Genomic DNA, 25851 nt, shown 5'->3' with positions numbered 1-25851 from the left:
TACACACTGCGTCGACCGACGCGCCATCCCCCTTAGGAGAATCCTCATGCGTGCAATCGTGCTCGAAAAGTTCGGCGGTATCGACAGCCTCGTCTATACAGAACTGCCGGAACCGGAACCGCTGGAAGGTCACGTCGTCATCGAAATCAAGGCGTTCGGCATCAACCACGCCGAAATGCATATGCGGCGCGGCGAATGGGCCGAAGCGGCGAAGGTGAGCGGTATCGAATGCGTGGGCATCGTGAAGTCGTGTCCCGGCGGCGAATTTCCCGTCGGCGCGAAAGTCGCCGCGCTGATGGGCGGCCTCGGGCGCACGATCAACGGCAGCTACGCGCAATACACGCGGGCACCCGTTTCGAACGTCGCGCTGATCGAATCCGATCTGCCGTGGGCCGAACTCGCGGCAATCCCCGAAACCTACGCGACGGCGTGGACATGCCTGTTCCGCAACCTCGAACTCAAGGCGGGGCAAACCGTTGTGATTCGCGGCGCGACTTCTTCGTTTGGACAGGCCGCCGTGAATCTCGCGGTGAATGCGGGCGCGAAGGTGATCGCGACGACGCGCAGTGCGGCGCGCTTCGACATGCTCAAAGCACTCGGTGCCGAACGCGTCGAACTGGAAGGCCCCGATCTGTCGAAGCGCATCGCAGAAGCGAAGCAGATCGACGCCGTGCTCGATCTGGTCGGCAACAGCGTGATTCTCGATTCGCTCGCGATGCTGCGCCGTGGCGGCCGCGCGTGTCTCGCCGGGTGGTTGGGCGGCCTCGCGCCGATCGGGGATTTCAATCCGTTGCTGCAAATGGCGAGCGGCGTGTACCTGACGTTCTTCGGCAGCTTCGTGTTCGGCACGCCGGGCTTTCCGCTGTCCGATGTGCCGCTGCAAGCCATCGCCGCCGATGTCGCTGCCGGCCGCCTCAAGGCCAAGCCGTCGCGCGTGTTCTCGTTCGATCAGATCCATGAAGCGCACCGTGTCATGGAAGCGAATGAAGCGGGTGGCAAGATGGTCGTCGTCCACTAAAACCTGTTGACCCATCCAACCAGGAGAACAGACATGTCAAGCAAAGTAGCGATCGTCACGGGCGCGAGCCAGGGGATCGGCCGTTCGACGGCAATCAGACTGGCGAAGGACTTCGGCGCGCTGGTGCTGGTCGCGCGCAATCGCGAGAACCTGGACGAAACGGCGCAGGCTGTGATCGATGCGGGCGCGAAGGCGCTCGCGATCGACGTCGACCTGTCGCTGCCGAATGCCGCGCAGGAAGTCGTCAATCAGGCGCTCGCGTCGTTCGGACGGATCGACGCGTTGCTCAACATTGCAGGCGCGGTGCCGCAAATCGACGTGTTCGATATGACGGACGAACAATGGGAGCACGGGCTTGCATTGAAACTGCACGGCGCGCGGCGTCTGACGATTGCAGCGTGGCCTGCGTTGAAGGCAGCGTCGGGGTCGGTGGTGCTGATGTCGGGCAACTCCGCGCTTTTTCCGAAGGCGCCGTATGCGGCCGTCGGCACGATCAACGCGGCGATCGTCGCGTTAGCGAAGGCGTTCTCGGATCGAGGCATCGAAGACGGCGTTCAGGTCAACAGCGTGCTGCCCGGCCCGGTGATGACGGGGCGTCGCCAGTCGTATCTGGAACATTGGGCGCCGTTGCACAACATGACTGTCGAAGAAGCGACGGCGAAGTTTCCCAAGGAAGCAGGGATTGCGCGGTACGGCGAGCCCGAGGAAATTGCCGAACTGATAGCGTTCATCGTGTCGCCGGGCGCGCACTGGATGACGGGATCGTCGCTGCGCATGGATGGCGGAGAAGTGAAATCGATTTGAGGTCGCGGCCGGCGGGTGAAGGGTTCGCTTGCCGGCCGTTCGTCAAGATGCTTGCAAGAGCATCCATAAGCCTCTAATGACAATGACAACGCCAATCGCTTGCGCAATGCGATCGGGAAACGGTGCGAGACGTTCAGCCGTGATCGCCAGCGTCACGAATGCCATTGCGCGCAGATCCATCATGCCGTTGACGAGAAGCACCGACGTCAGTCCCGCGCAGCACAAGATGCAATGCACGCCGAGACGTGTGCCTTGTTTCCATGCTTCGCTTGCGCTGCGCGTCGCCGTCAGCATGCGGCTGCACGCCATATAACGCGACTTCCATGCGCTGAACTGCGCGATGCCTGCGAGCAGCACGACACAGCCCGCCGTGACGGGCATCGCGCGAGCCAGCGACGGCACTCGCAACGCGAGCGTCATCAATGCGACGCCCAGCACAAACACGATCACGCCGAGAACAGCCCACACGAAGAAGTAGCCAACGCCCGCCAGCGCAGTCATCCAACGCGCACGCATCACGCCCGTTTTGCCGATGGCTTCGTGATAGCGCCACAGCACGGGTGCGAGCGACGGCATCATCATCGCGACCATCATCACGATCCACATGCCGATGAATGTCGCCGCGACGCGTGGCCATTTCTGTCCGCACATCGGCGCCCATGTCATCGACAGCGACCAGCCGCCCGGCATCGGCAGTTCGCTCATCGACGACATCGACATGCACCCGATAACCGTCAGCGCGGCCGAAGCCACGAAGATCAGCGCCGCAACTCCGAAGAACGCGCGCCGCGACGCACGCGGATTCGCCACGGCCTTCAAGGTGTCCGTTCGCACGAAAACGCCAGCGAAATCCACGATCCACCTCAACGCCGTTCGTACTCGTCGTGACGCCGCCACCAGATGCCCTGCTCGTTACGCCCTTTCGGCGCGCGGTCGAGCCACTGATACATGCCCCACAGTCCATCCACACCGCGCGCGTAGGTCGAATACGCGTGATACACGACGCCGTCCTCGTACACGAAGGTGCTGATGCCCGGCCGGTCGCGCGAATATGTAGGCACGTCGGTGCCGCAACTGGCCGCGAACCGCACGACGGGTTCCGGCGCGGGCGTCATATCCATTGCATGCCCCGCCCGCTCGAAGTTGTACTCGATGTCGCCCGTGCGCTGCTGCGCTTCCGTGAACGACACGCTGAAATCGAAGTTGAAATCGCTACCGTCCGCCGATGCCCACGGAAACTTCCATCCCATCCGCTCCTTGTAAGCCTGCAACTTCGCGAGCGGCGCGCGCGACACGGCCATCAGCGTCACATCGTGATTCGCGAGATGCACGGCGACGCCGTCGAAGCCATCCGCGATCGCCGAGCACGACGGGCAGCCCGCCGTGTAGTCGGGACCGAACATGAAGTGATAGACGATCAGTTGCGAGCGTCCCCTGAATAGATCCGGCAAGGTCGCGCTGCCTTCGTCCGTTTCGAAACGGTACGGCTTGTCGATCTTCACCCACGGCAGCGCCTCACGCTGCCTCGCAAGTTCGTCGCTGCGCCGCGTCAATGCCTTCTCCGCTTCCAGCAATTCGAGGCGTGCTTTCAGCCATGCGTCGCGTGTGGCGACCGTATGCTTGCTCATCGTTCGTCCCTCCGTTGAATGTCCAATGCGTGCTGTCGATGAAACGTGTCGTGCTAGATTAGTGCGGGACATCCAATGGACGGGAGTGACAAGTGTGGCGTGATTCAGATGGACGCAACCCTCGCAGCCGCCGCGCGCGCGCTCGCCGCGGGTAATCCCCTCGGCGCGCTGAACCGCGTCGCGTTGCGCGACGACGCGCCCGCGCTCGCGCTGCGCGGCATCGCGATGGCGCAACTCGGCGACCTCGCGCGCGCGAAGGCGCTGATTCGCAGCGCGGCGCGCGCGTTCGGTCCGAGGGAAGCCGTTGCCCGAGCGCGATGCATCGTCGCCGAAGCGGAGATTGCACTCGCGTCGCGCGATCTCGGCTGGCCTGCGAAATCGCTCGAAGCCGCACGTCAGACGCTCGAAGCGCATGACGACCGTCTGAACGCCGCGCACGCGCGCAATCTTCAGGTGCGCCGTCTGCTGCTGATCGGGCATCTCGACGAGGCCGAACGTCTGCTCGACGGTTTGGATGCCGCACCCTTTCCGCCTGCATCGAGCGCCGCGCACGAGCTGATCGTCGCGGGCATCGCGATGCGGCGTCTGCGCACGAAGACCGCGCGCGCAGCGCTGGCGAGAGCCGAGCGCGCCGCGCGCCACGCCGGCATTCCCGGTCTCGCGGCGGAAGTGGAAAGCGCAGCGCGCTTGCTGGTTACGCCCGCCGCGCGTCTGATCGCAGGCGGCGACGAACGGCTTCTGCTGCTCGAAGATGTCGAAGCATTGATGGCATCTAAAGCGCTCGTCATCGACGCTTGCCGTTACGCCGTGCGCGACGGAGACCACGTCGTGCCGCTCGCCACGCGCCCCGTTCTGTTCACGCTTGCGCGAATGCTCGCCGAAGCCTGGCCTAACGACGTGCCACGCGACACGCTGATCGAGCGCGCATTCCGCATGAAGCACGCGGACGAAACGCATCGCGCGCGCCTGCGTGTCGAGATCGGACGACTGCGCACGATGCTCGGCGCGCTCGCCGATATCGATGCAACGAAACGCGGCTTCGCGCTGACACCGTGCCTCGCATCCGAAGTCGTCGTGCTGGCGCGGCCCGTCGAGGAAGAACACGCGTCGCTGCTGGCATTGCTGGCGGACGGCGAATCGTGGTCCAGTTCTGCGCTCGCGCTTGCGCTCGGCGCGAGTCAACGAACCGTGCAGCGCGCGCTCGATACACTCGCGTCGGCGGCCAAGGTGCAGTCGTTCGGTCAGGGCCGCGCGCGCCGCTGGATGATGCCACCCATGCCGGGTTTCGCGACAGTCTTGTTACTCCCCGCCGCGCTGCCAATCGATTAGCATGTAAGGCTCGACACTTCACCGACGAGGACGCAAGCATGAAACGCTCACCTGCTGAAATCGTACGTGAATATGGACCTTTTCCAGGCATCGACAACGTGCATGGCGTCAGCTATGACGGCCAGCACGTGTGGTTCGCCTCGGGCGAAGCGGTGAACGCGCTCGATCCATCGAGCGGAAAAACGGTGCGTTCTATCGAGGTTCCCGCAACGGCGGGCACGGCGTTCGACGGACAACACCTGTACCAGATCGCCGGCGACCAGATTCGCAAGGTCGATCCGCAGACGGGCGGCGTGCTTGCGACGATTCCCGCGCCTGCGGGCAGCAATTCGGGGCTCGCGTGGGCGGAAGGCGCGCTGTGGGTCGGGCAATATCAGGAACGCAAGATCCATCAACTCGATCCGCAGACAGGCGCGATACTTCGCACGATCGAATCGAACCGGTTCGTGACGGGCGTGACGTGGGTGGATGGCGAGTTGTGGCACGGTACGTGGGAAGGCGACCAGAGCGATTTGCGGCACGTCGATCCGCGCACGGGTGAAGTGCTGGAGATGCTCGATATGCCGGAAGGCGTTCGTGTGTCGGGCGTCGAATCGGATGGTGCTGAACAGTTCTTCTGCGGCGGTGGCAACAGCGGAACACTGCGTGCTGTGCGCAGGCCGAAACGCAGCGATGCGCAAGCACCCGTTGACGCGACGAGCGATTGACACAGTTTCCAGGAAAGCCGACCGTCACATAGCGCTATACTTCCGCGCTTTTACTGCTGACGCCAGGCATCAAGGAATACTTATGAGCACGCTACCCCGTTGTCCGAAATGCAATTCCGAGTTCACGTACGACGACGGGGGCGTCTATATCTGCCCGGAATGTGCGCATGAATGGTCGGCGCAGTCAGTGATGCCGACCGAAACAGCCGAAAAGGTCTATCGCGATTCGGCCGGAAACGTCTTGCAGGACGGCGATACCGTCACGGTCATCAAGGACCTGAAACTGAAAGGCTCGGCAGGCGTGGTCAAGATGGGCACCAAGGTAAAAAACATCCGGCTGGTGGACAGCGACCATGATATCGATTGCAAGATCGATGGCTTCGGCGCGATGAGTCTGAAATCGGAATTCGTCAGGAAGGTGTGAGCGGCGGGCGGACAGCCCTCTGCTGCCCGCCTCACCCCGTGCGCCGATGCTCCACCGCAAACTTGATCAGCTCGGCCTGCCCTTCGATCTCGAGCTTGCGCTTCAGATTCAACCGATGCGTTTCGACGGTGCGCACTGAAAGACCGTTGCGTTGCGCGATCTGCTTGCTCGACAGCCCTTCGGCGAGTTGATCGAGAATATCGCGCTCGCGCGGCGTCAGACGTTCGATGGGATCGCGCATCGCCGACGCATGAATCAGCCGCGCGCTGAGCCCTTCGCTGAAATAAGTCTTGCCATCGAGCACGGCGCCGATCGCGCGAATGATCTCCGCGCCCGGCGAATCCTTCAGCACGTAACCGCTCGCGCCCGCGCGCACCGCCTGAGTCACGTATTCGACGTTGTCGTGCATCGACAGCATCAGCACGCGGATGCCCGGAAAACGCTCATGAAACAGCGCGGCGAGCGCAATGCCGTTCATCCCTCGCATGCCGACGTCCATCAGCACGAGGTCCGGCTCGTGCGCGGCCGCGAGCGCCAGCGCTTCGTCGGCGTTACCTGCTTCGCCGACCACGGCGAAACCCGGCACGGTATCGAGCCGCGCACGCAAGCCATCGCGCACGAGGGGATGATCGTCGACGAGGATAAGGCGCGCCGCGCCCGCGGGACTGTTCATGAAGGGTCTGCCTGCATTTCGATATGAAGCGCTTCCCGCGCGAAAAGCGGCGCAGTCGCCGTGACGAGCGTATGGCCCGGCCGCGACACGAACTGCAACTCGCCGTTCAGCGCCTCCAGCCGCTCGCGCATGTTGCGCAAGCCAACGCCCGCGCTTGGGTCCGCCTGCACCCGTTCGACGTCGAAGCCGCGGCCGTCGTCGCTGATCGACAGCGTGACGCGGCGCGCAGACACTTCCAGCGAGACGGCGGCCTGCGTCGCCTGCGCGTGTCGAAAGATGTTCGTCAACGCTTCCTGCGCGACGCGGAACAGCGCGGTCTTGACGGTGTCGGGTAGTTGCGCGGCATGATCGTGAACGATCTGCGTGAAGCCTATCGACAGATGGCTTTGCGTGCTCAACTCGCGCGTCAGTTGTTCGAGGGCTGCCGCCAGCCCGAGATCGTCGAGCATCGAAGGACGCAGCGCATGCGAGATACGCCGCACCTCGCGCAGCGCGTCGCCGAGCCGCCCGATGCCAGTAGACAGCGCCGCTTCCGCCGGCTGCACGCGGGGCTCGCTCAGCTCGAAGCGCGCGAGCGCCGACTCCAGCAGCAGCTTGACGGAGACGAGCATCTGACTGATGCCGTCATGCAGTTCGCGCGACAGCCGCGCCCGTTCGTTTTCCTGCGATTCGACCACCTGCTGCGCGAGGCGCTTGAGCTTCGCGTCGGCACTGCGGTATTCGCTGACATTCAGCACCAGCGCACAGACGGCGATCACGCACAGTCCCGCGAGCGCGATCGCGCCGATCCATAGCATGGTGTGCTCGATGTCGGAGGATGCGCGCTGGTCGATGCGCGCGAGTGTGGTGTCGACGTCGTCGAGATAGATACCCGTGCCGAGCATCCAGCCCCAGCGCGGCAGCGGCACGACATAGCCGAGCTTCGGCGCGAGCTTGCCCGTCGACGGACGATGCCACACATAGCGCACATAGCCGCCGCCCTCGGCGGCCGCCTTGATGAGCTGCTGGATGGTCAGCGAGCCAGCGGGATCACGCAAGGTCCACAGATCGCGCCCGACGAGATCCGGCTCGCGCGGATGCATCAGCGAGCGGCCATGCATGTCGTAGACGAAGAAGTAGCCGTCTTGGCCGAAGTCCATTTTTTCGAGCATCGCGAGCGCGCGGTTGCGCAGGATCGCGTCGTCGCGTGCGTTGACACCCGCTTCGTCGTAGAGCGGCTTGATCGCGCTGGTCGCGAGATCGACGTAGTGGCGCAGTTCGATTTCCTTGCTCGCCATGTAGGCCGATTGCGTTGTGTCGTGCTGCGCGCTCGCGAGCGCGGTGGCCTGATGGCGCACGCCGAGAGCAATGCCCGCGATCGCGGCCAGAAACGGCACGAGGGCGAGTAGAAAGATCTTTGCCTTGAGTTTCATCTGCGGAAAACCGGTCGGACTGCCTACGTAATTCTACGTAGCGCGCTTACGTAGTTGTGCGCTTGTGGCGCACACGACGAACACGAATACTACACGCCCATGAGCATGGCACATCTTCGACCATGCGCGGCGCTCCCTCTGGCGCGTCGCAGAGGTCTCGCCAGCAGGCGCTGACGGGCATGCAAACAAAATTATGGAGACTCCCATGAACAGGGCATCCAGTTTACTGATCTGGACAGCGGTCGCGCTTCTAGGCGCATTCGCGTTCGGCACCATCGCGCTCGCGCACGGCGAGAAGGTCAGCGCCCTCTGGGTCGTGATCGCCGCCGTCTGCGTCTATCTGATCGCTTATCGCTTCTACAGCCGCTTCATCGCGAATCACGTCTTGCAACTCGACGGCCAGCGCATGACGCCCGCCGTGCGGCACAACGACGGTCTCGACTACGTGCCGACCAACAAGTACGTGCTGTTCGGCCATCACTTTGCGGCGATTGCGGGCGCAGGCCCGCTGGTCGGCCCGGTGCTCGCCGCGCAGATGGGTTACGTGCCCGGCATGCTGTGGATTCTCGCGGGCGTCGTGTTTGCCGGCGCCGTGCAGGACTTCATCGTGCTGTTCATCTCGACGCGCCGCGACGGCCGCTCGCTCGGCGATCTCGTCAAGATGGAGCTTGGCACCGTGCCCGGCGTGATCGCGCTGTTCGGCGCGTTCCTCATCATGGTGATCATCCTTGCCGTGCTCGCGCTGATCGTCGTGAAGGCGCTGACCAATTCGCCGTGGGGCACGTTCACGGTCGCCGCGACCATCCCTATCGCGCTGTTCATGGGCGTCTACACGCGCTTCATCCGGCCGGGCCGCATCGGCGAAGTGTCGGTGATCGGCTTCGTGCTGCTGATGGCATCGATCGTGTTTGGTCAGAGCGTGCATGACAATGCCGCGCTCGCCGCGTGGTTCACGTTCAGCGGCACGCAGCTCACGTGGATTCTGATCGGCTACGGCTTTGTCGCATCGGTGCTGCCTGTGTGGCTGCTGCTCGCGCCGCGCGACTATCTGTCGACGTTCCTGAAGATCGGCACGATTCTCGGTCTCGCGATCGGCATTCTCGTCGTTGCGCCGGAACTGAAGATGCCTGCGCTGACGAAGTTCGTCGACGGCACGGGGCCTGTGTGGTCGGGCAATCTCTTCCCGTTCCTGTTCATCACGATCGCTTGCGGCGCGGTGTCGGGTTTCCACGCGCTGATCTCGTCGGGCACGACGCCGAAGCTGCTCGACAATGAGAAGAACGCGCGCTTCATCGGTTATGGCGCGATGCTGATGGAATCGTTCGTTGCGATCATGGCGCTGGTGGCGGCTGCCGTGATCGAGCCGGGCATTTACTTCGCGATGAACGCGCCCGCTGCCGTGCTCGGCACGACGCCGGATGCGGTTGCGCAGACCGTATCGCAATGGGGCTTCATGCTGACGCCGGACATGCTGACGCAAACCGCGAAGGCTGTGGGCGAAACGACGATCGTCGCGCGTGCAGGCGGTGCGCCGACACTGGCGGTGGGCATGGCGCAGATTCTCCATCAGGTGATTGGTGGCCAGGCGATGATGGCGTTCTGGTATCACTTCGCGATTCTTTTCGAAGCGCTCTTCATCCTGACGGCCGTCGATGCGGGCACGCGTGCGGGACGCTTCATGCTGCAAGATCTGCTGGGCACGTTCCACCCTGCTCTCAAGCGCACGGAATCGCTGCCGGCGAACCTGATCGCTACTGCGCTGTGTGTCGCTGCGTGGGGTTACTTCCTGTATCAGGGCGTGATCGATCCGCTTGGCGGCATCAATACGCTGTGGCCGCTGTTCGGTATCTCGAACCAGATGCTGGCGGGGATTGCGCTGGTGCTCGGCACGGTGGTGCTGTTCAAGATGAAGCGTGAGCGCTTTGCGTGGGTGACGCTCATGCCGACCGTCTGGTTGTTGGTCTGCACGATGACGGCTGGCTGGCAGAAGATTTTCGACGCGAATCCGAAGGTTGGGTTTCTGGCGCATGCTGCGAAGCTTGGTGCATCTGCCGATGCAGGCAAGATCGTCGCGCCCGCCAAGTCGATCGAGCAGATGCATCGGATCATGTTCAATGACTATGTCGATGCTGCGCTGGCTGGGTTGTTCATTTTTGTGGTCGTTAGTGTGGTGTTTTATGGCGTGCTTGCGGTGGTTCGTGCGCGACGCGCTGATCGGCCGACTGTGCGGGAGACGCCGTTTGAGATTCTGCCTTCCGGGCAGCGAGCAAGCGGTACGCAATAAACGGAGCGAGCCATGTTCTCAGGACTTCGGGATGATGTGGTCAATGCCGGGCGATATCTCGGGCAGGCCATGCGGTTGATGGTCGGGATGCCCGACTATGAGACTTATGTCGCGCATATGGGTGCTACGCATCCGGATCGTGATGTTATGTCTTATGAGGAGTTTTTTCGGGAGCGGCAGGCGGCTAGGTATGCCGGTGGCGCTGGGAAGTGTTGTTAGAAGGGTTGGTTTTTCGTCTGCGACGCTGTTGGGATGCGGGCTGTTGCGATGGCTTCTGTGCAGCGGCTTCGCAGCGCGGGCGGTTTGGTTGTTCTGGGCTTTGCGCTGGCATTCGCATTATGTCTTCGTGGCGCGGCTGGTTTGGTTTGCTTGTGGTTGCGCTGGCATCCGCGCTATGCCTTCGTGCTTCATGCGTCGCCACTGTGCGGGCATTCGCTTGGCGCCTTCGCGGCGCGGGCGTTGCTGTTGTGTGCTTGCCTCTGCGCTGGCATCCGCGATTTGCCTTCGTGCTTAACGCGTCGCCCCTGTGCGGGGCGGCACCTACTTTTCTTTGCCGCCGCAAAGAAAAGTAGGCAAAAGAAAGCGGCTAACACCGCCAGTTCTTGTATTTGCCTGAGGGCCCCCGAAGGTTCTTACGCTTCACACGGCAACCACGTGACCCACGTGCGTTGCCAGCGCTCTTGCGGTGCGCATCACCCGGTTCACGCACCCGCGTTACCGCACGCCGCGCTAGATATTCCACTGCCGCCCAGGTGGCAAACTGTGTGTCGGCCGTAGTACTGCACACGCCTCACTCCGGATCAAATAGCGCAGGCGTTCCACCCTGTAAGAACGCCAAGCTGTATGCCGCGACAACCTACACACAGTTTGCCACCTGGGCGGCGCAAACCATTCGCTGCCGCTAGCCTGAGTACGGGTATTTGACGCGGGTGAGGCATTCATTCGAAGCGTTGGCAACGAGCACCAACCAGGGCACTGCCGTGTGAAGCGTGGGGACGTTGAGGGCCCGTGGACAAGAACACGGGCTGGCGGTGTGAGCCGCTTTCTTTTGCCTACTTTTCTTTGCGGCGGCAAAGAAAAGTAGGTGCCGCCCCGCACAGGGGCGACGCTTGAAGCAGGCAAAACAAATCGCGGATGCCAGCGCAAAGGCAAAAACACAAAAACCGCCCGCGCCGCGAAGGCGCAAAAGCAAAAAGCAAAAACGCAAAAACCCCACCCATCGTCGCAGACAAAAAACCCCTCAAACCACTGCCTTCGCACTCCGCCCGCGCCGCGCCGTCCCCGACGACAACCCCCTGACCAGTTCCACATACTCCTGCTCAAGAAACGGCTCCGCATGCTCAAGCAAAAACCGCCTGAACATGACACAAGTCGGCGACAACTGCTTAGAAGCGAGATGCACGATCTGCCACGTGCGCTCGACGGGCGTCCCGTTGACATCAAGCAACGCAATCTCCCCCATCCGCAATTCGAGCCCAAGCGTATGCAACGAAATAAGGCTCACCCCCATCCCGGCCATGACAGCCTGCTTGATAGTCTCATTGCTCCCAAGCGTCACACACCGGGAAGGTGTGAAAAGATGCTGCCGAAACGTATGCTCGGCCACAGCCCGAGTGCCGGACCCAGGCTCACGCAACAGAAACGTATCCCCCGCCAGTTCTTGCAGATCAAAACGCCGCGCATCGCGCAAAGGATGCGTAACCGGCGCAATGATTACATGCGGATGATAAGCAAGCGGCTCAGCCGTCGTGCCCAACTCAGGCGGCGGCCTACCCATAATCGCAAGGTCCGTCGCATTGTCCTGCAAGAGCCGCAACAACGTCTCGCGATTGCCAACAGAAAAATGCACATCCACCTTCGGATACTGCTTCGAATACTGCGCGAGCAGCTTCGGCGCGAAGTAAGTCGCCGAACTCACGATGCTGACCGTGATCGACCCGCTATCGGCCTGCGCAAGCGAGATCATCGTGTCTTCAGCATCCTTGATCTCGCCGAGAATGCGACTCGCGTGATGCGACAGACGCTCGCCCGCTTCCGTCAGACTGAGGCGCCGAGCAATCCGCTCGAACAGCGGCATGCCGATCGCTTCCTCCAGCTGGCGTATCTGCATCGACACGGCCGGCTGCGTCAAATGCAATTCTTCCGCCGCGCGCGCGAAACTCGGCAAACGGCTAGCGATCACGAAGATCTGCAGTTGCCTGAGCGTCAGCGAGCGGATCAGGTTCATGTGGCAATTTCCATGGGCGTGGCAATGGGCGGCAGGCGCGCGCCGCCACGCAACGACATCGAAAACTCAGCGGCTCGCGCGCGGTCCGGCAGGTGGCGCCGCAGGTGACGTCGGCGTGCCGTGCGCGGGCGGCGACAGCTTGCGCAGCGAGCCTTCGTAGCTCAATGACTCCGTCTTCAACGGATGCGCGAAATCATCGTTGTCGCCGGGCACGTCGGTGCGCAGCAACGACACGCCGCCAGGCACGCCGTCGGCGAGCACGAACGTGTAGCGCTTGCTCGTGAACTTCGGAAAGCGCTGCGCGTTCGGATCGTGCAGATACGGCTGGATCACGATCTTGCGCGCCTTCACCGGCTTGCCGTCGACCTGTATGGTCGCGTCCGTGATGGCCGGCGACGCCGCGAGCGCAAGCCGCAAGCGTTGCTGGAAATAGCGCCGCTGGCCGCCCGTCGCCTGCTCCATCCCGGCGATATCGCGCTCGAGAAAATACAGGATCACAGGGTTGCACGGCAGATTGTCCGGCAACGGCACTTTGCCGCTTGCATCGCTGACGGTGGCGTCGCTATTCGCGTTGCCCGCGCTCGCAACAAGTACGCGAACCCTGTCCGTCTGCTTCTCAGGCGGCGCGGAAACGACGAGCGAATAGTCGAGCTCCGTCTGCGACGCGACGCCCTGCAAATGCGGCGTGAGAAACAGCAGCTTTTCAGCGGGTGCAATGGGCGCCGTCGCGCCACTCGCACCACTCGCACCACTCGCACCACTGGCTCCGCTAGCCGCATCGGCTGCGCGCGCCGCGTGCGGCGAGGTCATCGAAAGCACGAGCGCCGCCATCGCGGCCGCGCCACGCATCGCAAACGCACGCGCGCCCACGCGTGCGTTCGCGGCCGTTGCGCCCGTCATTTCGGCGCATCCGATGCAACCGGCGCACTCGCCAGCGGCAAGAGCGGCACTTCATAGCTGACGAGAATCTTGTCGATCGTGTCCTGATGCGTGGCGATCCACTGGTCGACCTTGTCGTGCCACGCCTTCTCGCCGTAACGCACGCCCATCGAGATTTCATAATCGAAACGGATGCCCGGCTGCGGCGGGAACGGCACGAGCTTCACGCGATCGCTGGCCTGCTTCGCAAAGTAGCCCGCAATCGGTCCCCAGACGAACACGACGTCGACATTGCCCTGCGCCAGATCGTGCTGGATCATCTCGCCCGGAAACGCATTCGGGTCGCCGCTTTGCGCGCGATACGACACCGCCTGGTCGATCAGGTTGTTATTCAGCAGCCAGTCGACAGCGGGTGTCTGCGAGAAAATGCCGAGCTTCAACTTTTTCAGTTGATCGGGCGGCAACTTCAACAGATCGGTAGGCGTATTGATGTTCGCGAACTCGGGGCGCTTGATGAACACCATCGCGTAGGTGGAATGCAGCCACGGCCGCGTCGTCGACGTCATGTCGTAACCATGCGGCACGCCGATGATCAAATCGCATTTGAACTGATCGCTGTTGTCCACCTTGTCGCGCAACGTGTGGCGCACGAAGCCCATGCGCTGCGGGAAGTATGTGTATTCGAGCTTGTAGCCGAAATCTTTGGCCATCGCGGCCGCGATCTTGTTCTCGAAGCCCTCGCCCTTGTCGTTCGACAGTGGCATGTTGTTCGGATCGGCGCACACGCGCAGAACGTTGTCCGCGCCGTCGTTGTTTGGCAGATTTGGCGCGGGTGCGCCTTGCGCATAAGCGGATGGCGCTCCGACGCAGGCCCAGCACAGCGCCAGCATCGCACAGACAACATGGACGGCGGAACTTCTGCGATCGGTCATCGAGGTCTCCCGGGTTGGCGTCATGCGACGGGCGGCGTGATGCGATGCATTGCATCGCGGCACGTCACGGGCAATCGCACGACTTTATCGTCACTTCGCATCGATCGCCTGCAGATCGCCCGGCTTGATCGAGCCGTCGGAGCGGCCTTTCAGGTAGGCGAAGAGGTTCTCCCAGTTCTTCTGCATCATCTGGCTCGAACTGAAATCGGGCATGCCCTTGTCGACACGTCCGCCGAACACCGTGCGATGAAACTCGTTCTTGTCGAGCGTCTTGAATGCATCGATCAGCGAAGGACCGACGAGGCCTTCCTGCTTCGCGCCGTGGCAGCGTTCGCAGGCGAGCGCGCGCCAGGTTTTCCATCCCATCAGCGTATCACTGTCGACCTTGTTACCGTCGACCACTTTGTAAGCGACCTTCTGAACCGGGGGTGCATCCGCAGATTGTCCCCAGCTATTGGTCATGACAACAGGTAAAGCGCTCAACGCCAGTAACGCACCTGCAAGCGACAGCACAACACGGCCTTTCATGCGTTCGTCTCCCTATCATTTCGATTGAAGCTGCTTTTCAGGCATAACGGGGCAGCCGCGCGGCACATCGCTTCTGCAACGCGCCACGGGCGCCACTTCTGTTCGGAGCCGAAGACCGCATACGGGCGTCTTCGGCTACGTCACTGCTGCTGCGAAACTCCTGCAACGCTTCAGGCCGGATCAGCCGTTCCCGCCGGGAATGGCGAAGATGAACAGCGTGCCGCCGAGCGCGGTGTACTTCGCCAGCTCGCGGTAGCCGCCCACGGCGCCCAGGCCTTCCGTCGACTTCTGCAGGCCGGCTGCCATGCCGATGCCCGCCCAGCCGCCGATACCCGAATACACGCCGACGAACTGCTTGCCCTGATACTCATACGTGAACACGTTGCCGATGATCCCCGACGGCGTCTTGAACTTCCACAGCTCCTTGCCGTCCTTGATCCGCACTGCCTTGATGTAGCCTTCCAGCGTGCCGTAGAAGGCGATGCCACCTGCCGTCGCCAGCGCACCCGACCACACCGAGAAACGTTCCGGCTTGGACCAGACGATCTTGCCCTTCGCCGCATCCCACGCGATGAAGTTACCCATCGCGCCCTTCTCGTTCGGACCGGGATACATCGACAGCGTTGCGCCCACATATGGCTGGCCGGACACGTAGTCGACATCGAACGGCTCGTAGTCCATGCAGACGTGATTGGTCGGCACGAGGAACAGGTTCGACGATGGATCGAACGCGGCCGGTTGCTGGTCCTTCGAACCCAACGCCGCCGGGCAGATGCCCTTCACGTTGTGATCGGGGCCGGCTTTCTGCGTCGAGTACGATGCGTTGCGAATCGGCAGGCCGCTCTTCAGATCGACGCTATCCGCCCAGTTCACGGCCGGGTCGTACTTCTGCGCGACCAGCAGTTCGCCTGTCTCGCGGTTCAGCGTATAGCCGAAGCCGTTGCGGTCGAAGTGGACGATGGCGGGCGTCTTCTTGCCGTTGATCGAAATGTCGGAGAGGATCATTTCGTTGACGCCGTCATAGTCCCATTCGTCGTGCGGCGTCATCTGATAGACCCACTTCGCCTTGCCCGTATTCAGGTCGCGCGCGAAGATCGACATCGACCACTTGTTGTCGCCGGGACGCTGCGTCGGGTTCCACGTGCCCGGATTGCCCGTGCCGTAGTAGACAAGGTTCAGCTTTGGATCCCACGCATACCACCCCCACGTGGTGCCGCCGCCGAGCTTCCACTGATCGCCCTTCCAGCTCTTGATCGACGAATCCGCGCCGACGGGCTGCATCTTGCCGTCGACCCAGGTCATCGTCTGCTGCGGATCGAGCAGCATCTCGTTGTCGGGCCCGGTGCTATAGGCCTTCCACGCTTCCTTGCCCGTCTTGATGTCGTACGCGATCAGACGGCCGCGCACGCCGAACTCGCCGCCGGAGATGCCCGTCAGCACCTTGTCGCCGAATACGTGCGGCGCGTTGGTGTTGGTTTCACCCGCTTTCGGGTCGCCGTTCTGCGCGCTCCAGACCACTTCGCCCGTCTTCGCGTTGAGCGCGACGAGCTTGGTGTCGGCCTGTTGCAGGAAGATCTTGCCGTCGCCGTATGCGAGCCCGCGGTTCACGGTATCGCAGCACATCACGGAGATCACCGAGGCGTCCTGCTTCGGCTCGTATTGCCAGATGAAGGTCTGATCCTTCAGGTTGATTGCGATGACCTTGTTGGGGAACGGCGAGTGGATATACATCGTGTCGCCGATCACGAGAGGCGAACCTTCGTGACCGCGCAGCACGCCCGTCGACATCGTCCAGGCGACCTGCAGTTTGCCGACATTAGTTTCGTTGATCTGCTTGAGCGGGCTGTACCGGTGATTGGAATAATCACCTGCCTGCGCCGCCCAGTTAGATGGGTTCTTGATTAGCGAGTCCAGCTGCGGATCGGCATAAGCCAGGAACGAGTTCAGCGCCGTCGCAACCAACACCGCCAGTCCGAGAACCAGGGTGCGTACGTTCATGTCTCCTCCAGATTGGGTGATACTGGTTGAAACCGTCCAGTTACCGATGACACGCTACCGGGTCGCTCCCAGCCGCGCCGCTGGATGCAGGTAACGTCTTTGCTGCGCCGGATCCATTGCCCAGCCCATGCGTATGACGGCGGATCGCATATTCCATGCCGGTCGCTACAACACGCACTGACATGCCGCTGCACGGCTTCGCGGCGTCAACATGTTCCGCTTCGCCGCCTGCTGCGGGACATTCTGTGTCAGATACGCAAACCAACGGGCCGCGCCCGAGGCCCCATACATAGGCAAGCGGCGGCAATCGGGCTTTGCAAAGCGCACAGGGGCGCTAAGCTCTTTATATGAGCAACCATCCCGACACCAGCGGAGGTCCGTCATGGCACAAAGCGAACAGGTGTATTCCGACGAGGAAATCCAGAAGAAGCTCGAAGGCCCATTGCAGCACTGGTATCTCGAAGACGGCTGGCTGCGGCGCAAGTACCGCACGGAAAGCTGGAAAGGCACGCTGATGGTGGTCAACACCGTCGGCCATCTTGCCGAAGCGGCGTGGCATCACCCGGATCTGACGGTGTCGTATGCATTCGTCGTCGTGAAGCTGAAGACGCATTCCGCCAAGGGCATCACCGACAAGGACTTCACGCTCGCGCGCAAGATCGAAGAGGTGATCGGCTGGCAGCCGGGCAAGGAAGGCGGCCCGCTCGAAGGCACGCCCGCCGACGATCAGCGCTTCCGCTATATCAAGTACGACGCGCCGAAGAGCTGACGCCGTTCGCGCGAACGCGCGCGGCGGTCGTGCGAATGCGCGCCGTGTCGCGCGTGGTACGGCTCTTGCCTGACTCCGGAACCGCGCCGCTGCGGCTGCTCCGCGCTGCTTTGCGCCATTAAATGCTTCGCCCCACGGCCATACGACTCGACAAGGAAGCTCTCGCATGCGGATGTCATCCGAACGCACGTCGACACTGCCTGCCATCTCGGCGATCACCGTTGAAGCGCCCGGCCGGCTGCACATGGGCTTCCTCGATCCCAACGGATCGCTTGGACGCGCGTTCGGCAGCGTCGGCGTCGTGATCGAAGGATGCGGGACGCGCGTCACCGCGCGGCCCGCCGACGACGCGCAGATCGAAGGCACCACCAACGACGCGCAACGCGAGCGCATCGAGCGCTATCTCGCGCTGCTGCACGACGCCTATGGCGGCCCGCCCGTTTCCGTCGAAGTGGAACAGGCGGCGCGCGCGCATTGCGGCATCGGCTCGGGCACGCAGCTCGCGCTCGCGGTCGGCACCGCGTACGCGCGGCTGGTCGGCAGCACGGCGACGACGGCGGAGCTCGCGCAACGGCTTGGACGCGGCGCGCGCTCCGGCATCGGCGTGCTCGGTTTCGACCATGGCGGATTGCTCGTCGATGGCGGGCCCGGCCGCATGACAGCGGGCGTGGCAACGCGCGCCGCCTTGCCGCCGCTGCTTGCGCGCCAGCCGTTTCCCGACGACTGGCGCATCGTGCTGATCGACGACACCACGCGCGAAGGCCTGCACGGCGACGACGAAAAGCGCGGACTCGCCGCGCTGCCGCCCTTCCCGCAGACGCTTGCCGCGCACGTCTGCCATCAACTGCTGATGCGCGTGCTGCCCGGCATGGCGCAAGGCGACTTCGACGCGTTCGCCGCCGGCGTCAGCGAGGTTCAGCAATCGATCGGCGAATACTTCGCGCCCGTGCAAGGCGGCGTCTATTCGAGCCCCGCCGTCGCGGCGGCCTTGCAGGCCGTCGCGGCGAACCAGACAGCGGGCGTCGGGCAAAGCTCGTGGGGCCCGACGGGCTTCGCGTTCGTACAAAGCTCCCGCCACGCCGACGACGCGCTCGCGGCAGCCCGCGCGGCGACGCGCGAATTCCCCGGCATCGTGTGCTCGGTAACGCGCGGCCGCAATTGCGGCGCGCGCTTCTATGCCGTCCAGCAGCCGCGCTTCGGCATCGACGCGCAATGAGCCGGATGCCCGAAATCCGCCGACCGATCGAATGCCTGCGCGCCCATCCAGGGTCGCGCAAGCCCCGCTTTTGACTACGAAAGAGCCGACTCCATGTCACAAACCACTGAAAGGCCTTACATCCTGCACATGTTCACGCCGACGCCGCAGATGAGCCCGTTCGACGTCAACATGGCCGCCGACGCCGGTTATCAGATCGTCGTGCCGTATTGCGATGTCGACGTACGCAACGTCGTGCAACTGACCCAGGACGCGATCTTTTCGCGCGGCCCGAAAGGCGTGTCGCGCACGGGCATTTTTATAGGCGGACGCGATGTGATGCTCGCCGCCGATATGCTCGACCGCGCGCGCGAGGCAATGGTGCCGCCGTTCGAAGTCTCCGTGTTTGCCGACCCAAGCGGCGCGTACACGACGTCAGGGGCGCTCGTCGCGCTGGTCGAATGTCATCTGAAGGTGCAGCACGGCGAAGAGCTGAAGGACAAGCACGTGCTGATACTCGGCGGCACGGGCGCCGTGGGCCGCGTCACGGCCGCCATCGCGGCGACGCTCGGCGCGCATGTGACCATCGCGAGCCATTCCGACGCAGCGCGCGCCGAGCGCGCGAGCCATGACGTCGACGAACGATTCGGCATCAAGACCTCCGGCGTCGGCACGGGCACGCCGCAGACGCTGCACGCCGCGCTCACGCATGCCGACATCGTGTTCGCGACGGCGGCCGCGGGCGTCCAGGTGATGAGCGCCGCCGACCTGACGCAGGCGCCGCGCCTGCTGATCGCCGCCGATGTCAACGCCGTGCCGCCCGAGGGCATCGCAGGCGTCAACGTGATGGACGACGGCAAGCCGCTCGGTGGCGCCGTGCGGCCCGATGCAATCGGCATCGGCGCACTCGCAATCGGCAACGTGAAGTATCAGGTCGAGCATCGCCTGTTCACGCGGATGCGTACGGCGGGCAAGCCTGCGTATTTCGGCTTCACGGAAGCGTTCGACGAAGCGCGCGCGGTCGTCGCCGAGCGCAGCTAGCGCACGAACGCACGAACGAAGCGAGGCGACGCAATGCCTTTCAGCGCAGCCCGTTCCACATCGCCGCCGTTCGTCGCAGTGGCGGGCCTGTCGGCGCGGATGCTCGCGCAATCCGCCGCGCATGCCGGTTATCAGGTGGCCGCGCTCGATCTGTTCGGCGACCGCGACACGCGCCGTTACGCGAAGCTGTGGCTCGATACGGGTGGCAACGGTTTATCGATCGATCGGGACAAGCTGCAGGCTGCGCTCGAACGCGTCGTGCGGCTGCCCAAGCTGATCGGTTACGTGGTTGGCGGCGGAATCGAGCCGCACATCGGCTGGCTGCAACAGACGGCGAAACTGCCGCGCCTGATCGGCAACGACGCCGACGCGACGGCGGCTGTGCGCGATCCGAGGCGCTTTTTCTCGTTGCTCGATGAACTGCGCATCGCGCATCCCGAGGTTGCTTTCGAGCGGCCCGAGCGGCCCGAAGGCTGGCTGCACAAAGCCGCCGATGGCTGCGGCGGTACGCATATCCGACCAGCGGAGAACGCGGATACCCGCGACGGCTACTTTCAGCGCGTACACCAAGGACTGCCGATGTCGGCGCTCTTTCTCGCGGCGCAGCATGAAGCTTTCGTGATCGGCTACGCGGAGCAGCTTTGCTTAGCGAGCGGCACGCTGCCGTATCTGCACGCGGGTTCGCTCGGCCCCGTCGATCTGCCTGCGGGCATTGCGCGGCATATCGATGACGCCGTGCGTTCGATAGCGGCGCGCGCGAATCTGAGCGGACTCAACAGTCTGGATTTTCTGCTCGACGGCGATTCGATCCGCGTGCTCGAAGTCAACGCGCGCCCGTCGTCGACGATGGCGCTGTACGAGCGCGCGTGGCACGACGCGTGGCCGCGTGGTTTGCTCGCCGCGCATATCGACGCGTGCCTGCATGGCCGTCTGCCGCAAGAGCGCGCGGGCGCGCCGCAATGCCGCGTCGCACAACAGGTCGTGTTCGCGCCCGCCGCCTTCACGGTGACGCGCCGCTTCAGCGATGCCCTCTTCGTCGATCCCGTCTGTCACGACATTCCGAACCCGGGCACGCGCATCGAAGCCGGCCAGCCCGTCTGCACGGTGCTCGTGACGGGCCGGATATCGGGTGGACGCACTGCCCTGCAACGCGAGTTGCAACACCAGACGCAACGACTTTTACAACGCATCGAAACCAGCACCGAACCTTGCCATGAACTCGTCGACTCACACGGCTGACCATAACGGCAACGCGCCGCCGCCCATCGCCCGCGACGCGCCCAGCGTCAACGCGCTCGCCGCGCCGCTCGTCGCGCAACTGCTCGCGGATGCCGCGCGGCTGCGTGTCGCATCGACGCGCCACGCGTTCGGACCGACGATCGTCGACGCGGGCATCGCCGCGCCCGGCTGCGTCGAGGCAGGCGTGATGATCGCGCGCATCTGCATGGGTGGCCTCGGCCGCATCGAGACGCGCATCAGCGCCGAGCAGGCGCCGCTCTGGCCCGCGATGATCGAGGTGCATACGGCGTCGCCCGTGCTCGCCTGCCTCGGCAGCCAGTACGCGGGATGGAGCCTTTCCGCGAGCAAGGAACAGAACAACGGCAAGAAGTTCTTTTCGCTCGGCTCGGGACCTGCGCGCGCGCTCGCCGGCAAGGAGACGCTGTTCGACGAGCTAGGCTACCGCGACGCGCACGACGCTGGCGTGCTGGTCATGGAAGTCGGCCAGCCGCCGCCGCAAGCGGTGCTTGAAAAGATCGTCGGCGACTGCGGCCTCGCGCCCGACAAGCTGACCGTGATCGTCACGCCGACGCAGTCTGTCGCCGGGACGGTGCAGATCGTCGCGCGCGTGGTCGAGGTCGCGCTGCACAAGACGCATGTGCTCGGCGTGCCGCTCGGCGAAATCATCGAAGCGAGCGGCACGGCGCCGCTGCCGCCGCCCGCACCCGATGACCTCGCCGCAATGGGCCGCACCAACGACGCGATTCTCTATGGCGGTCGCGTGCATCTGACGGTGACGCGCGACGCCGTTGCGCGGCGGCTGGCGGCCGAGTTGCCGTCGTCGAATTCGCGCGACTACGGGCGGCCGTTCGCCGAGATATTCGCGTCGTTCAATCACGATTTTTATCAGATCGACCCGTCGCTGTTTGCGCCCGCCGAGGTGTGGGTCAGCAGCCTCGAAAGCGGCGCGACCTATCGCGGCGGACGGCTCGACGGCGCGCTGCTGCATACGCTCTGGCAAGGGGACGCGTTTACTGGAAGTGATGAACCGGCGGCGGCCGAGCCAGGCACGCCGGGCATCACCAGTCCGGGGGCGCCATGAGCGACGTACCGGCGGCAAGCGGCCTGCGCGTCGCGATCATGACGGACGAAACCGGCTGGCACACAGGACGGCTCAAGAAAGCGTTCCGCGCGCGCGGCGTCGATGCGCGCTGCGTCGATCTCGCCGCCTGCCGCATCGACACATCGTGGTCGCCGTATGGCCTCGCCATCCCCGGCTTCGCGCGCGACCTGCCCGATGCGGTGTTCGTCCGCGGCATCGCGGGCGGCACGTTCGAGCAGGTCACGCTGCGCCTCGGCATCCTGCACGCGCTGCGCGAGTGCGGCGTGCCCGTCTACAACGACGCGCGTGCCATCGAGCGCAGCGTCGACAAATCGATGACGAGCTTCCTGCTGCATCGCGCGGGCGTGCCGACGCCGCCCGCGTGGGCGACGGAATCGGCGGCCTTCGCGCAGCGCGTGCTGATGCGCGAGACGGCGGCCGCGCGCCGGGTCGTGATCAAGCCGCTATTCGGCTCGCAGGGCAAGGGCTTGCGGCGGCTCGGCGCGAACGCATCGAACGGCGCATTGACGCCGCTGCCGCCGCTGCGCAGCTATCGCGAGGTCGCGTATCTGCAGCGCTTCGTCGGCAGTGCGCGCGCGCGGCCTGGCGCGTACGACTGGCGCGTGCTCGTGATCGGCTCCCGTGCGGTTGCTGCGATGCGGCGAACGGGCGGGCGCGGGTGGATTCACAACGTCGCGCGCGGCGCGCGCTGCGAGCCGGCCCAACTGGACCCGACGCTCGCGAGCCTCGCCGAACGAGCGACGGCCGCGCTCGGGCTCGATTACGCGGGCGTCGACCTGATCCCCGACCTGTCGATGCCGGACGAAACAGGCGCGCCGCTCGTGCTCGAAGTGAACGGCGTCGCGGCGTGGCGCGGGCTGCAATCGGTGACGACCGTCGATATCGCTGCGGCGCTGGTCGACGATCTGCTCGACCGCAAGCTCGCGGCGAGCCGTACATCGACGCTACTGCAACCCGCCGTGCCGCTCCATGGGCGCTGATGATCTCCTCTCTCGCGCGCCGGAGGCGTTCCTGCGCGCGTGTCGGCTCGACGTCGAAACGGCGAAGCCAGGCAATGTCAGCATCGCGAGCGCGGGACATGGGATGCAGGCCGCGCAGTTCATCGATAGCGCCGAGGCCGCTGCGCCTGCGCTGTTCGCGCGCGGCGCGCGCGTCGGCGAGCGCATTCTCGATGCCGTGACGCGCACGCAGCGGGTCGCCGGATGCAATACGAATCTCGGCATCGTGTTGCTGGTCGCGCCGCTTGCCGCCGCGCTAGAACCCTTGGACGACACCGCGCCGCTCGACGCCGCGCGCTGGCAAGCATCCGTCGAAAACGTGCTGTCGCGTCTCGACGTGGACGACACGCGCGCCGCTTATCGCGCGATCGCGCTCGCCAATCCCGGTGGGCTGGGCGACGCGCCCGAGCAATCGGTGCATGCGCCGCCCACTGTCGATCTGCGCGGGGCCATGTCGCTGGCCGCCGAACGCGACAGCATCGCGCGTCAATACGCGAACGGCTTCGCCGACATCTTCGGCGTGGGCCTCGATGCGATCGCGCAATCGCACTGCAGCATGCCGACCGCTATCACGCTCGATGTCTTTCTCACCTTCCTCGGCGCGTGGCCCGATTCGCACATACTGCGCAAGCATGGCGTGGCGGTGGCGCAAAGTGTCACGCGCGAGGCGCGCGAACGCCACGTGCAATGGCTCGGCGCGGACACTCCCGCGCACGCCGCGCAGCTCGATGCATGGGACGCCGAACTGAAGGCGCAAGGCGTCAACCCTGGCACGAGCGCCGATCTGAGCGTCGCGACGCTGTTTGTCGCCACCTTGCTCGACCCTCTGCGCTTCGCAAGCGAGCGTGCCTGAGATCAATTGGCATGGTTCCTGTTACACGGAAACGCGGTGCGTCCCCCTCAAACAACGCGCGGTTGGTCGCCACGCGTCGCGAGTTCGTCACACGTCGACAGACCCAATTCACTGGAGGAACAGCATGGCCAAGATCAACCGCGTAATGGTAGGCGAGTCGCTTATCGGCGAGGGCAACGAAGTCGCCCACATCGATCTGATCATCGGGCCGCGAGGCTCAGCAGCCGAATCGGCTTTCTGCCACGCTCTCACCAACAACAAGGACGGCTTCACGTCGCTGCTCGCCGTCGTCGCGCCGAATCTGCTGACCAAGCCCAACACCGTGCTGTTCAACAAGGTGACCATCAAGGGCGCAAAGCAGGCCGTGCAGATGTTCGGCCCGGCGCAGCACGCGGTGGCGCTTGCCGTTGCGGATTGCGTCGAAGACGGCACGATTCCGAAGGACGAAGCCGACGACCTGTTCATCTGCGTCGGCGTCTTCATCCACTGGGAAGCCGACGACGACAAGAAGATCCAGGAGTTCAACTACAAGGCAACACGCGAGGCACTCCAGCGCGCGGTAGCGGGCGAACCAAGCGCCGCTGAAGTCGTATCGAAGAAGGCAACGGCTGCCCACCCGTTTGCGCCGAACTAGGCGCGGCGTATGCATGACACGCAGTGTCGCGCGCGCAACGCGCGGCGGGCCGCAAAGGTCCGCCGCGCGTTGCGCCGCGCGTGTTTAACCGATGGATGCAGAACCCTACGTCAAAGGCTTCCATATGACCTCACGTTGTCGCGCGCGCCTCGCTGTCGCGGCGTTCGCGTGCGTTGCAGTGCTTCCGCTTGCCGCGCTGGCGGCCGATCCCGCCGGCGACAAGGCCCCCGCCAGCGGCTACGACTACCCGACACAAGGCCGTGTCGAATACGTGCTCGGCTGCATGGACGACAATGGCCACGATTTCGCCAATGTCTACAAGTGCTCGTGCGTAATCGACAGGATTGCGGCCGCCCTACCGTATGACGATTACGTCGAGCAGATGACATTCGCGAAGTACGCGACACTCGGCGGCGAAGGCGGCAATGAATTCCGCGTCGACCGGGCGCGCGCGCAAACAAAGAAGTATCGTGCGTTGCAGCAAGAGTCGTATCAGGCGTGCGGGCTCGCGAAAGCCACGCCGTCCGCGGCGAAGTAAAGCCTGCCCTAAGCCTGCCGCCGCGCGGACGTGCCCGTCTCAGGCCGACGGGCATGCGAGATACACGCGCGTCTCACGCAAGGCGCTCGCGCTGCCGCTCGATGATCACCCCGACCGCGGCGACGTCGTCGAACTTTGCGGGTTTGCACAACTTGACGCGTACCCACTGTGCGCCGAATCTGTCGATCAACAGTCGGGCAACCTGCTCGGCCAGCGCTTCGAGCAGCTGCACCTTATGTGTCGCGAGCAGCGTGTGCAGCTCGGCGCGCACGGCCGCGTAATTGATCGTGTCTTCGATCCGGTCCGTCTCGCAGGCGCGCAGCGACGGCACGCCGATTGCAAGATCGAGTTGCACGGGCTGGGGCTCGTGCAGTTCGCCGGCGTCGATGCCGATCACCGTCTGCGCGACGAAGCCCTCGATGTACACGATATCGAGCGCGGCGGCATGCTGCGATTGCTCCACCGGCTCCCGCGTGGGCCGCGCGCTCGACGGCAGCACGACAGTAAAATGGATGGGACTGCTTCCTGGGTTGAAACGGTCCATGTAAGGGCTCCACATTGGGGCGCGCGAGCAGCGCATCGGTTTTTGCGGCAATCTGACGATGCGAAGCAAAAAGCAGGCGCACTCGCCTACACTCG

General features: G+C 64.1%; 26 protein-coding genes. 16 read left to right on the top strand and 10 right to left on the bottom strand.

Features of this window, described 5'->3' with window-relative positions; translation table 11 throughout:
* Positions 1 to 46: 46 nt before the first annotated feature.
* Together C2L65_RS34390 and C2L65_RS34385 are read left to right on the top strand one after the other, a co-directional pair.
* Positions 47 to 1018, top strand: a complete 972-nt coding sequence (locus C2L65_RS34390) for a zinc-binding alcohol dehydrogenase family protein (RefSeq protein WP_042306230.1) — start codon at positions 47 to 49, stop codon at positions 1016 to 1018.
* Positions 1019 to 1051: 33 nt separating this feature from the next.
* Positions 1052 to 1822, top strand: coding sequence for an SDR family oxidoreductase (locus tag C2L65_RS34385; protein ID WP_042306231.1), 771 nt, complete (start codon positions 1052 to 1054; stop codon positions 1820 to 1822).
* 42 nt (positions 1823 to 1864) lie between these two features.
* Here the strand turns inward: C2L65_RS34385 and C2L65_RS34380 are convergent, their stop codons facing one another.
* Together C2L65_RS34380 and C2L65_RS34375 are read right to left on the bottom strand one after the other, a co-directional pair.
* A complete protein-coding gene (locus C2L65_RS34380) occupies positions 1865 to 2656 on the bottom strand; it encodes a DUF2182 domain-containing protein (RefSeq protein WP_042306263.1) in 792 nt (263 codons plus the stop codon).
* A gap of 29 nt (positions 2657 to 2685) precedes the next feature.
* Complete coding sequence (locus C2L65_RS34375) at positions 2686 to 3450, bottom strand: DUF899 domain-containing protein (RefSeq protein WP_042306232.1); 765 nt, start codon at positions 3448 to 3450, stop codon at positions 2686 to 2688.
* 108 nt (positions 3451 to 3558) lie between these two features.
* Here C2L65_RS34375 and C2L65_RS34370 point away from each other — a divergent pair, with 108 nt between their 5' ends.
* From C2L65_RS34370 to C2L65_RS34360, 3 genes are all read left to right on the top strand, one after another.
* Positions 3559 to 4779 carry a hypothetical protein gene (locus tag C2L65_RS34370; RefSeq protein WP_042306233.1) on the top strand — a complete coding sequence of 407 codons (1221 nt, stop codon included), beginning with the start codon at positions 3559 to 3561 and terminating at the stop codon, positions 4777 to 4779.
* A gap of 38 nt (positions 4780 to 4817) precedes the next feature.
* Positions 4818 to 5486, top strand: a complete 669-nt coding sequence (locus C2L65_RS34365) for a Vgb family protein (protein ID WP_042306234.1) — start codon at positions 4818 to 4820, stop codon at positions 5484 to 5486.
* Positions 5487 to 5568: 82 nt separating this feature from the next.
* Positions 5569 to 5910, top strand: coding sequence for a zinc ribbon domain-containing protein YjdM (locus C2L65_RS34360; RefSeq protein ID WP_042306235.1), 342 nt, complete (start codon positions 5569 to 5571; stop codon positions 5908 to 5910).
* A 31-nt stretch (positions 5911 to 5941) separates the two neighbouring features.
* Here C2L65_RS34360 and C2L65_RS34355 read toward each other — a convergent pair whose 3' ends face one another.
* Positions 5942 to 6583 (bottom strand): response regulator, encoded by a 642-nt coding sequence (locus C2L65_RS34355; RefSeq protein WP_007576985.1) that lies wholly within the window; start codon positions 6581 to 6583, stop codon positions 5942 to 5944.
* Complete coding sequence (locus tag C2L65_RS34350) at positions 6580 to 7995, bottom strand: cache domain-containing protein (RefSeq protein ID WP_042306236.1); 1416 nt, start codon at positions 7993 to 7995, stop codon at positions 6580 to 6582. Before C2L65_RS34350 ends, C2L65_RS34355 begins: the two co-directional genes overlap by 4 nt.
* 205 nt (positions 7996 to 8200) lie before the next feature.
* On the opposite strand from C2L65_RS34350, the gene C2L65_RS34345 reads away from it, so the two are divergent.
* Both C2L65_RS34345 and C2L65_RS34340 read left to right on the top strand, forming a co-directional pair.
* On the top strand, positions 8201 to 10279 hold the full coding sequence (locus C2L65_RS34345) for a carbon starvation CstA family protein (protein ID WP_042306237.1): 2079 nt from the start codon (positions 8201 to 8203) through the stop codon (positions 10277 to 10279).
* Between the two features lie 12 nt (positions 10280 to 10291).
* A complete protein-coding gene (locus C2L65_RS34340; protein WP_042306238.1) occupies positions 10292 to 10498 on the top strand; it encodes a YbdD/YjiX family protein in 207 nt (68 codons plus the stop codon).
* 1021 nt (positions 10499 to 11519) lie between these two features.
* Here C2L65_RS34340 and C2L65_RS34335 read toward each other — a convergent pair.
* From C2L65_RS34335 to C2L65_RS34315, 5 genes are all read right to left on the bottom strand, one after another.
* The gene (locus tag C2L65_RS34335; RefSeq protein WP_042306239.1) at positions 11520 to 12506 is read right to left on the bottom strand and encodes a LysR family transcriptional regulator; all 987 of its coding nucleotides are present in this window, start codon (positions 12504 to 12506) and stop codon (positions 11520 to 11522) included.
* 66 nt (positions 12507 to 12572) lie between these two features.
* Positions 12573 to 13406 carry a hypothetical protein gene (locus C2L65_RS34330; RefSeq protein WP_042306240.1) on the bottom strand — a complete coding sequence of 278 codons (834 nt, stop codon included), beginning with the start codon at positions 13404 to 13406 and terminating at the stop codon, positions 12573 to 12575.
* Positions 13403 to 14317 carry a substrate-binding domain-containing protein gene (locus tag C2L65_RS34325; RefSeq protein ID WP_042306241.1) on the bottom strand — a complete coding sequence of 305 codons (915 nt, stop codon included), beginning with the start codon at positions 14315 to 14317 and terminating at the stop codon, positions 13403 to 13405. Before C2L65_RS34325 ends, C2L65_RS34330 begins: the two co-directional genes overlap by 4 nt.
* Positions 14318 to 14407: 90 nt before the next feature.
* Positions 14408 to 14845, bottom strand: coding sequence for a c-type cytochrome (locus tag C2L65_RS34320; RefSeq protein WP_042306242.1), 438 nt, complete (start codon positions 14843 to 14845; stop codon positions 14408 to 14410).
* Positions 14846 to 15025: 180 nt separating this feature from the next.
* A complete protein-coding gene (locus tag C2L65_RS34315; protein ID WP_042306243.1) occupies positions 15026 to 16843 on the bottom strand; it encodes a methanol/ethanol family PQQ-dependent dehydrogenase in 1818 nt (605 codons plus the stop codon).
* A gap of 382 nt (positions 16844 to 17225) precedes the next feature.
* Between C2L65_RS34315 and C2L65_RS34310 the strand changes: the two genes are divergently transcribed.
* The 9 genes from C2L65_RS34310 (at position 17226) to C2L65_RS34270 (ending at position 25212) form a co-directional block, all read left to right on the top strand.
* Positions 17226 to 17612 carry a 4a-hydroxytetrahydrobiopterin dehydratase gene (locus C2L65_RS34310; RefSeq protein WP_035995251.1) on the top strand — a complete coding sequence of 129 codons (387 nt, stop codon included), beginning with the start codon at positions 17226 to 17228 and terminating at the stop codon, positions 17610 to 17612.
* Between the two features lie 166 nt (positions 17613 to 17778).
* Positions 17779 to 18828 (top strand): beta-ribofuranosylaminobenzene 5'-phosphate synthase family protein, encoded by a 1050-nt coding sequence (locus C2L65_RS34305; protein WP_042306244.1) that lies wholly within the window; start codon positions 17779 to 17781, stop codon positions 18826 to 18828.
* Between the two features lie 93 nt (positions 18829 to 18921).
* Positions 18922 to 19848 (top strand): NAD(P)-dependent methylenetetrahydromethanopterin dehydrogenase, encoded by a 927-nt coding sequence (locus C2L65_RS34300; RefSeq protein WP_103254619.1) that lies wholly within the window; start codon positions 18922 to 18924, stop codon positions 19846 to 19848.
* A 33-nt stretch (positions 19849 to 19881) separates the two neighbouring features.
* Positions 19882 to 21087 (top strand): ATP-grasp domain-containing protein, encoded by a 1206-nt coding sequence (locus C2L65_RS34295; RefSeq protein ID WP_042306265.1) that lies wholly within the window; start codon positions 19882 to 19884, stop codon positions 21085 to 21087.
* On the top strand, positions 21062 to 22168 hold the full coding sequence (gene mch, locus C2L65_RS34290; protein ID WP_042306266.1) for a methenyltetrahydromethanopterin cyclohydrolase: 1107 nt from the start codon (positions 21062 to 21064) through the stop codon (positions 22166 to 22168). Before C2L65_RS34295 ends, mch begins: the two co-directional genes overlap by 26 nt.
* Positions 22165 to 23169, top strand: coding sequence for an ATP-grasp domain-containing protein (locus C2L65_RS34285; RefSeq protein ID WP_042306267.1), 1005 nt, complete (start codon positions 22165 to 22167; stop codon positions 23167 to 23169). Before mch ends, C2L65_RS34285 begins: the two co-directional genes overlap by 4 nt.
* The gene (locus C2L65_RS34280) at positions 23159 to 24040 is read left to right on the top strand and encodes a triphosphoribosyl-dephospho-CoA synthase (protein ID WP_042306268.1); all 882 of its coding nucleotides are present in this window, start codon (positions 23159 to 23161) and stop codon (positions 24038 to 24040) included. The genes C2L65_RS34285 and C2L65_RS34280 overlap by 11 nt, the downstream gene beginning before the upstream one ends.
* Positions 24041 to 24164: 124 nt before the next feature.
* Positions 24165 to 24674, top strand: coding sequence for a formaldehyde-activating enzyme (gene fae, locus C2L65_RS34275; protein ID WP_042306269.1), 510 nt, complete (start codon positions 24165 to 24167; stop codon positions 24672 to 24674).
* Between the two features lie 124 nt (positions 24675 to 24798).
* A complete protein-coding gene (locus C2L65_RS34270) occupies positions 24799 to 25212 on the top strand; it encodes a hypothetical protein (protein WP_042306274.1) in 414 nt (137 codons plus the stop codon).
* Positions 25213 to 25285: 73 nt separating this feature from the next.
* Here C2L65_RS34270 and C2L65_RS34265 read toward each other — a convergent pair whose 3' ends face one another.
* On the bottom strand, positions 25286 to 25756 hold the full coding sequence (locus C2L65_RS34265; RefSeq protein WP_042306270.1) for a dihydroneopterin aldolase: 471 nt from the start codon (positions 25754 to 25756) through the stop codon (positions 25286 to 25288).
* Positions 25757 to 25851 lie beyond the last annotated feature (95 nt).

Origin of the sequence: Paraburkholderia terrae (assembly GCF_002902925.1) — a bacterium.
Classification (GTDB): Bacteria; Pseudomonadota; Gammaproteobacteria; order Burkholderiales; family Burkholderiaceae; genus Paraburkholderia; species Paraburkholderia terrae.
This window is presented reverse-complemented; position numbering and strand designations above follow the sequence as displayed.

Bases quoted from the DNA above. Each gene is read 5' to 3' on its own strand.
- C2L65_RS34390 (WP_042306230.1), top strand. From the start codon at position 47: ATGCGTGCAATCGTGCTCGAAAAGTTCGGCGGTATCGACAGCCTCGTC.
- C2L65_RS34385 (WP_042306231.1), top strand. From the start codon at position 1,052: ATGTCAAGCAAAGTAGCGATCGTCACGGGCGCGAGCCAGGGGATCGGC.
- C2L65_RS34375 (WP_042306232.1), bottom strand. From the start codon at position 3,450: ATGAGCAAGCATACGGTCGCCACACGCGACGCATGGCTGAAAGCACGC.
- C2L65_RS34370 (WP_042306233.1), top strand. From the start codon at position 3,559: ATGGACGCAACCCTCGCAGCCGCCGCGCGCGCGCTCGCCGCGGGTAAT.
- C2L65_RS34365 (WP_042306234.1), top strand. From the start codon at position 4,818: ATGAAACGCTCACCTGCTGAAATCGTACGTGAATATGGACCTTTTCCA.
- C2L65_RS34360 (WP_042306235.1), top strand. From the start codon at position 5,569: ATGAGCACGCTACCCCGTTGTCCGAAATGCAATTCCGAGTTCACGTAC.
- C2L65_RS34355 (WP_007576985.1), bottom strand. From the start codon at position 6,583: ATGAACAGTCCCGCGGGCGCGGCGCGCCTTATCCTCGTCGACGATCAT.
- C2L65_RS34350 (WP_042306236.1), bottom strand. From the start codon at position 7,995: ATGAAACTCAAGGCAAAGATCTTTCTACTCGCCCTCGTGCCGTTTCTG.
- C2L65_RS34345 (WP_042306237.1), top strand. From the start codon at position 8,201: ATGAACAGGGCATCCAGTTTACTGATCTGGACAGCGGTCGCGCTTCTA.
- C2L65_RS34340 (WP_042306238.1), top strand. From the start codon at position 10,292: ATGTTCTCAGGACTTCGGGATGATGTGGTCAATGCCGGGCGATATCTC.
- C2L65_RS34335 (WP_042306239.1), bottom strand. From the start codon at position 12,506: ATGAACCTGATCCGCTCGCTGACGCTCAGGCAACTGCAGATCTTCGTG.
- C2L65_RS34330 (WP_042306240.1), bottom strand. From the start codon at position 13,406: ATGACGGGCGCAACGGCCGCGAACGCACGCGTGGGCGCGCGTGCGTTT.
- C2L65_RS34325 (WP_042306241.1), bottom strand. From the start codon at position 14,317: ATGACCGATCGCAGAAGTTCCGCCGTCCATGTTGTCTGTGCGATGCTG.
- C2L65_RS34320 (WP_042306242.1), bottom strand. From the start codon at position 14,845: ATGAAAGGCCGTGTTGTGCTGTCGCTTGCAGGTGCGTTACTGGCGTTG.
- C2L65_RS34315 (WP_042306243.1), bottom strand. From the start codon at position 16,843: ATGAACGTACGCACCCTGGTTCTCGGACTGGCGGTGTTGGTTGCGACG.
- C2L65_RS34310 (WP_035995251.1), top strand. From the start codon at position 17,226: ATGGCACAAAGCGAACAGGTGTATTCCGACGAGGAAATCCAGAAGAAG.
- C2L65_RS34305 (WP_042306244.1), top strand. From the start codon at position 17,779: ATGCGGATGTCATCCGAACGCACGTCGACACTGCCTGCCATCTCGGCG.
- C2L65_RS34300 (WP_103254619.1), top strand. From the start codon at position 18,922: ATGTCACAAACCACTGAAAGGCCTTACATCCTGCACATGTTCACGCCG.
- C2L65_RS34295 (WP_042306265.1), top strand. From the start codon at position 19,882: ATGCCTTTCAGCGCAGCCCGTTCCACATCGCCGCCGTTCGTCGCAGTG.
- mch (WP_042306266.1), top strand. From the start codon at position 21,062: ATGAACTCGTCGACTCACACGGCTGACCATAACGGCAACGCGCCGCCG.
- C2L65_RS34285 (WP_042306267.1), top strand. From the start codon at position 22,165: ATGAGCGACGTACCGGCGGCAAGCGGCCTGCGCGTCGCGATCATGACG.
- C2L65_RS34280 (WP_042306268.1), top strand. From the start codon at position 23,159: ATGGGCGCTGATGATCTCCTCTCTCGCGCGCCGGAGGCGTTCCTGCGC.
- fae (WP_042306269.1), top strand. From the start codon at position 24,165: ATGGCCAAGATCAACCGCGTAATGGTAGGCGAGTCGCTTATCGGCGAG.
- C2L65_RS34270 (WP_042306274.1), top strand. From the start codon at position 24,799: ATGACCTCACGTTGTCGCGCGCGCCTCGCTGTCGCGGCGTTCGCGTGC.
- C2L65_RS34265 (WP_042306270.1), bottom strand. From the start codon at position 25,756: ATGGACCGTTTCAACCCAGGAAGCAGTCCCATCCATTTTACTGTCGTG.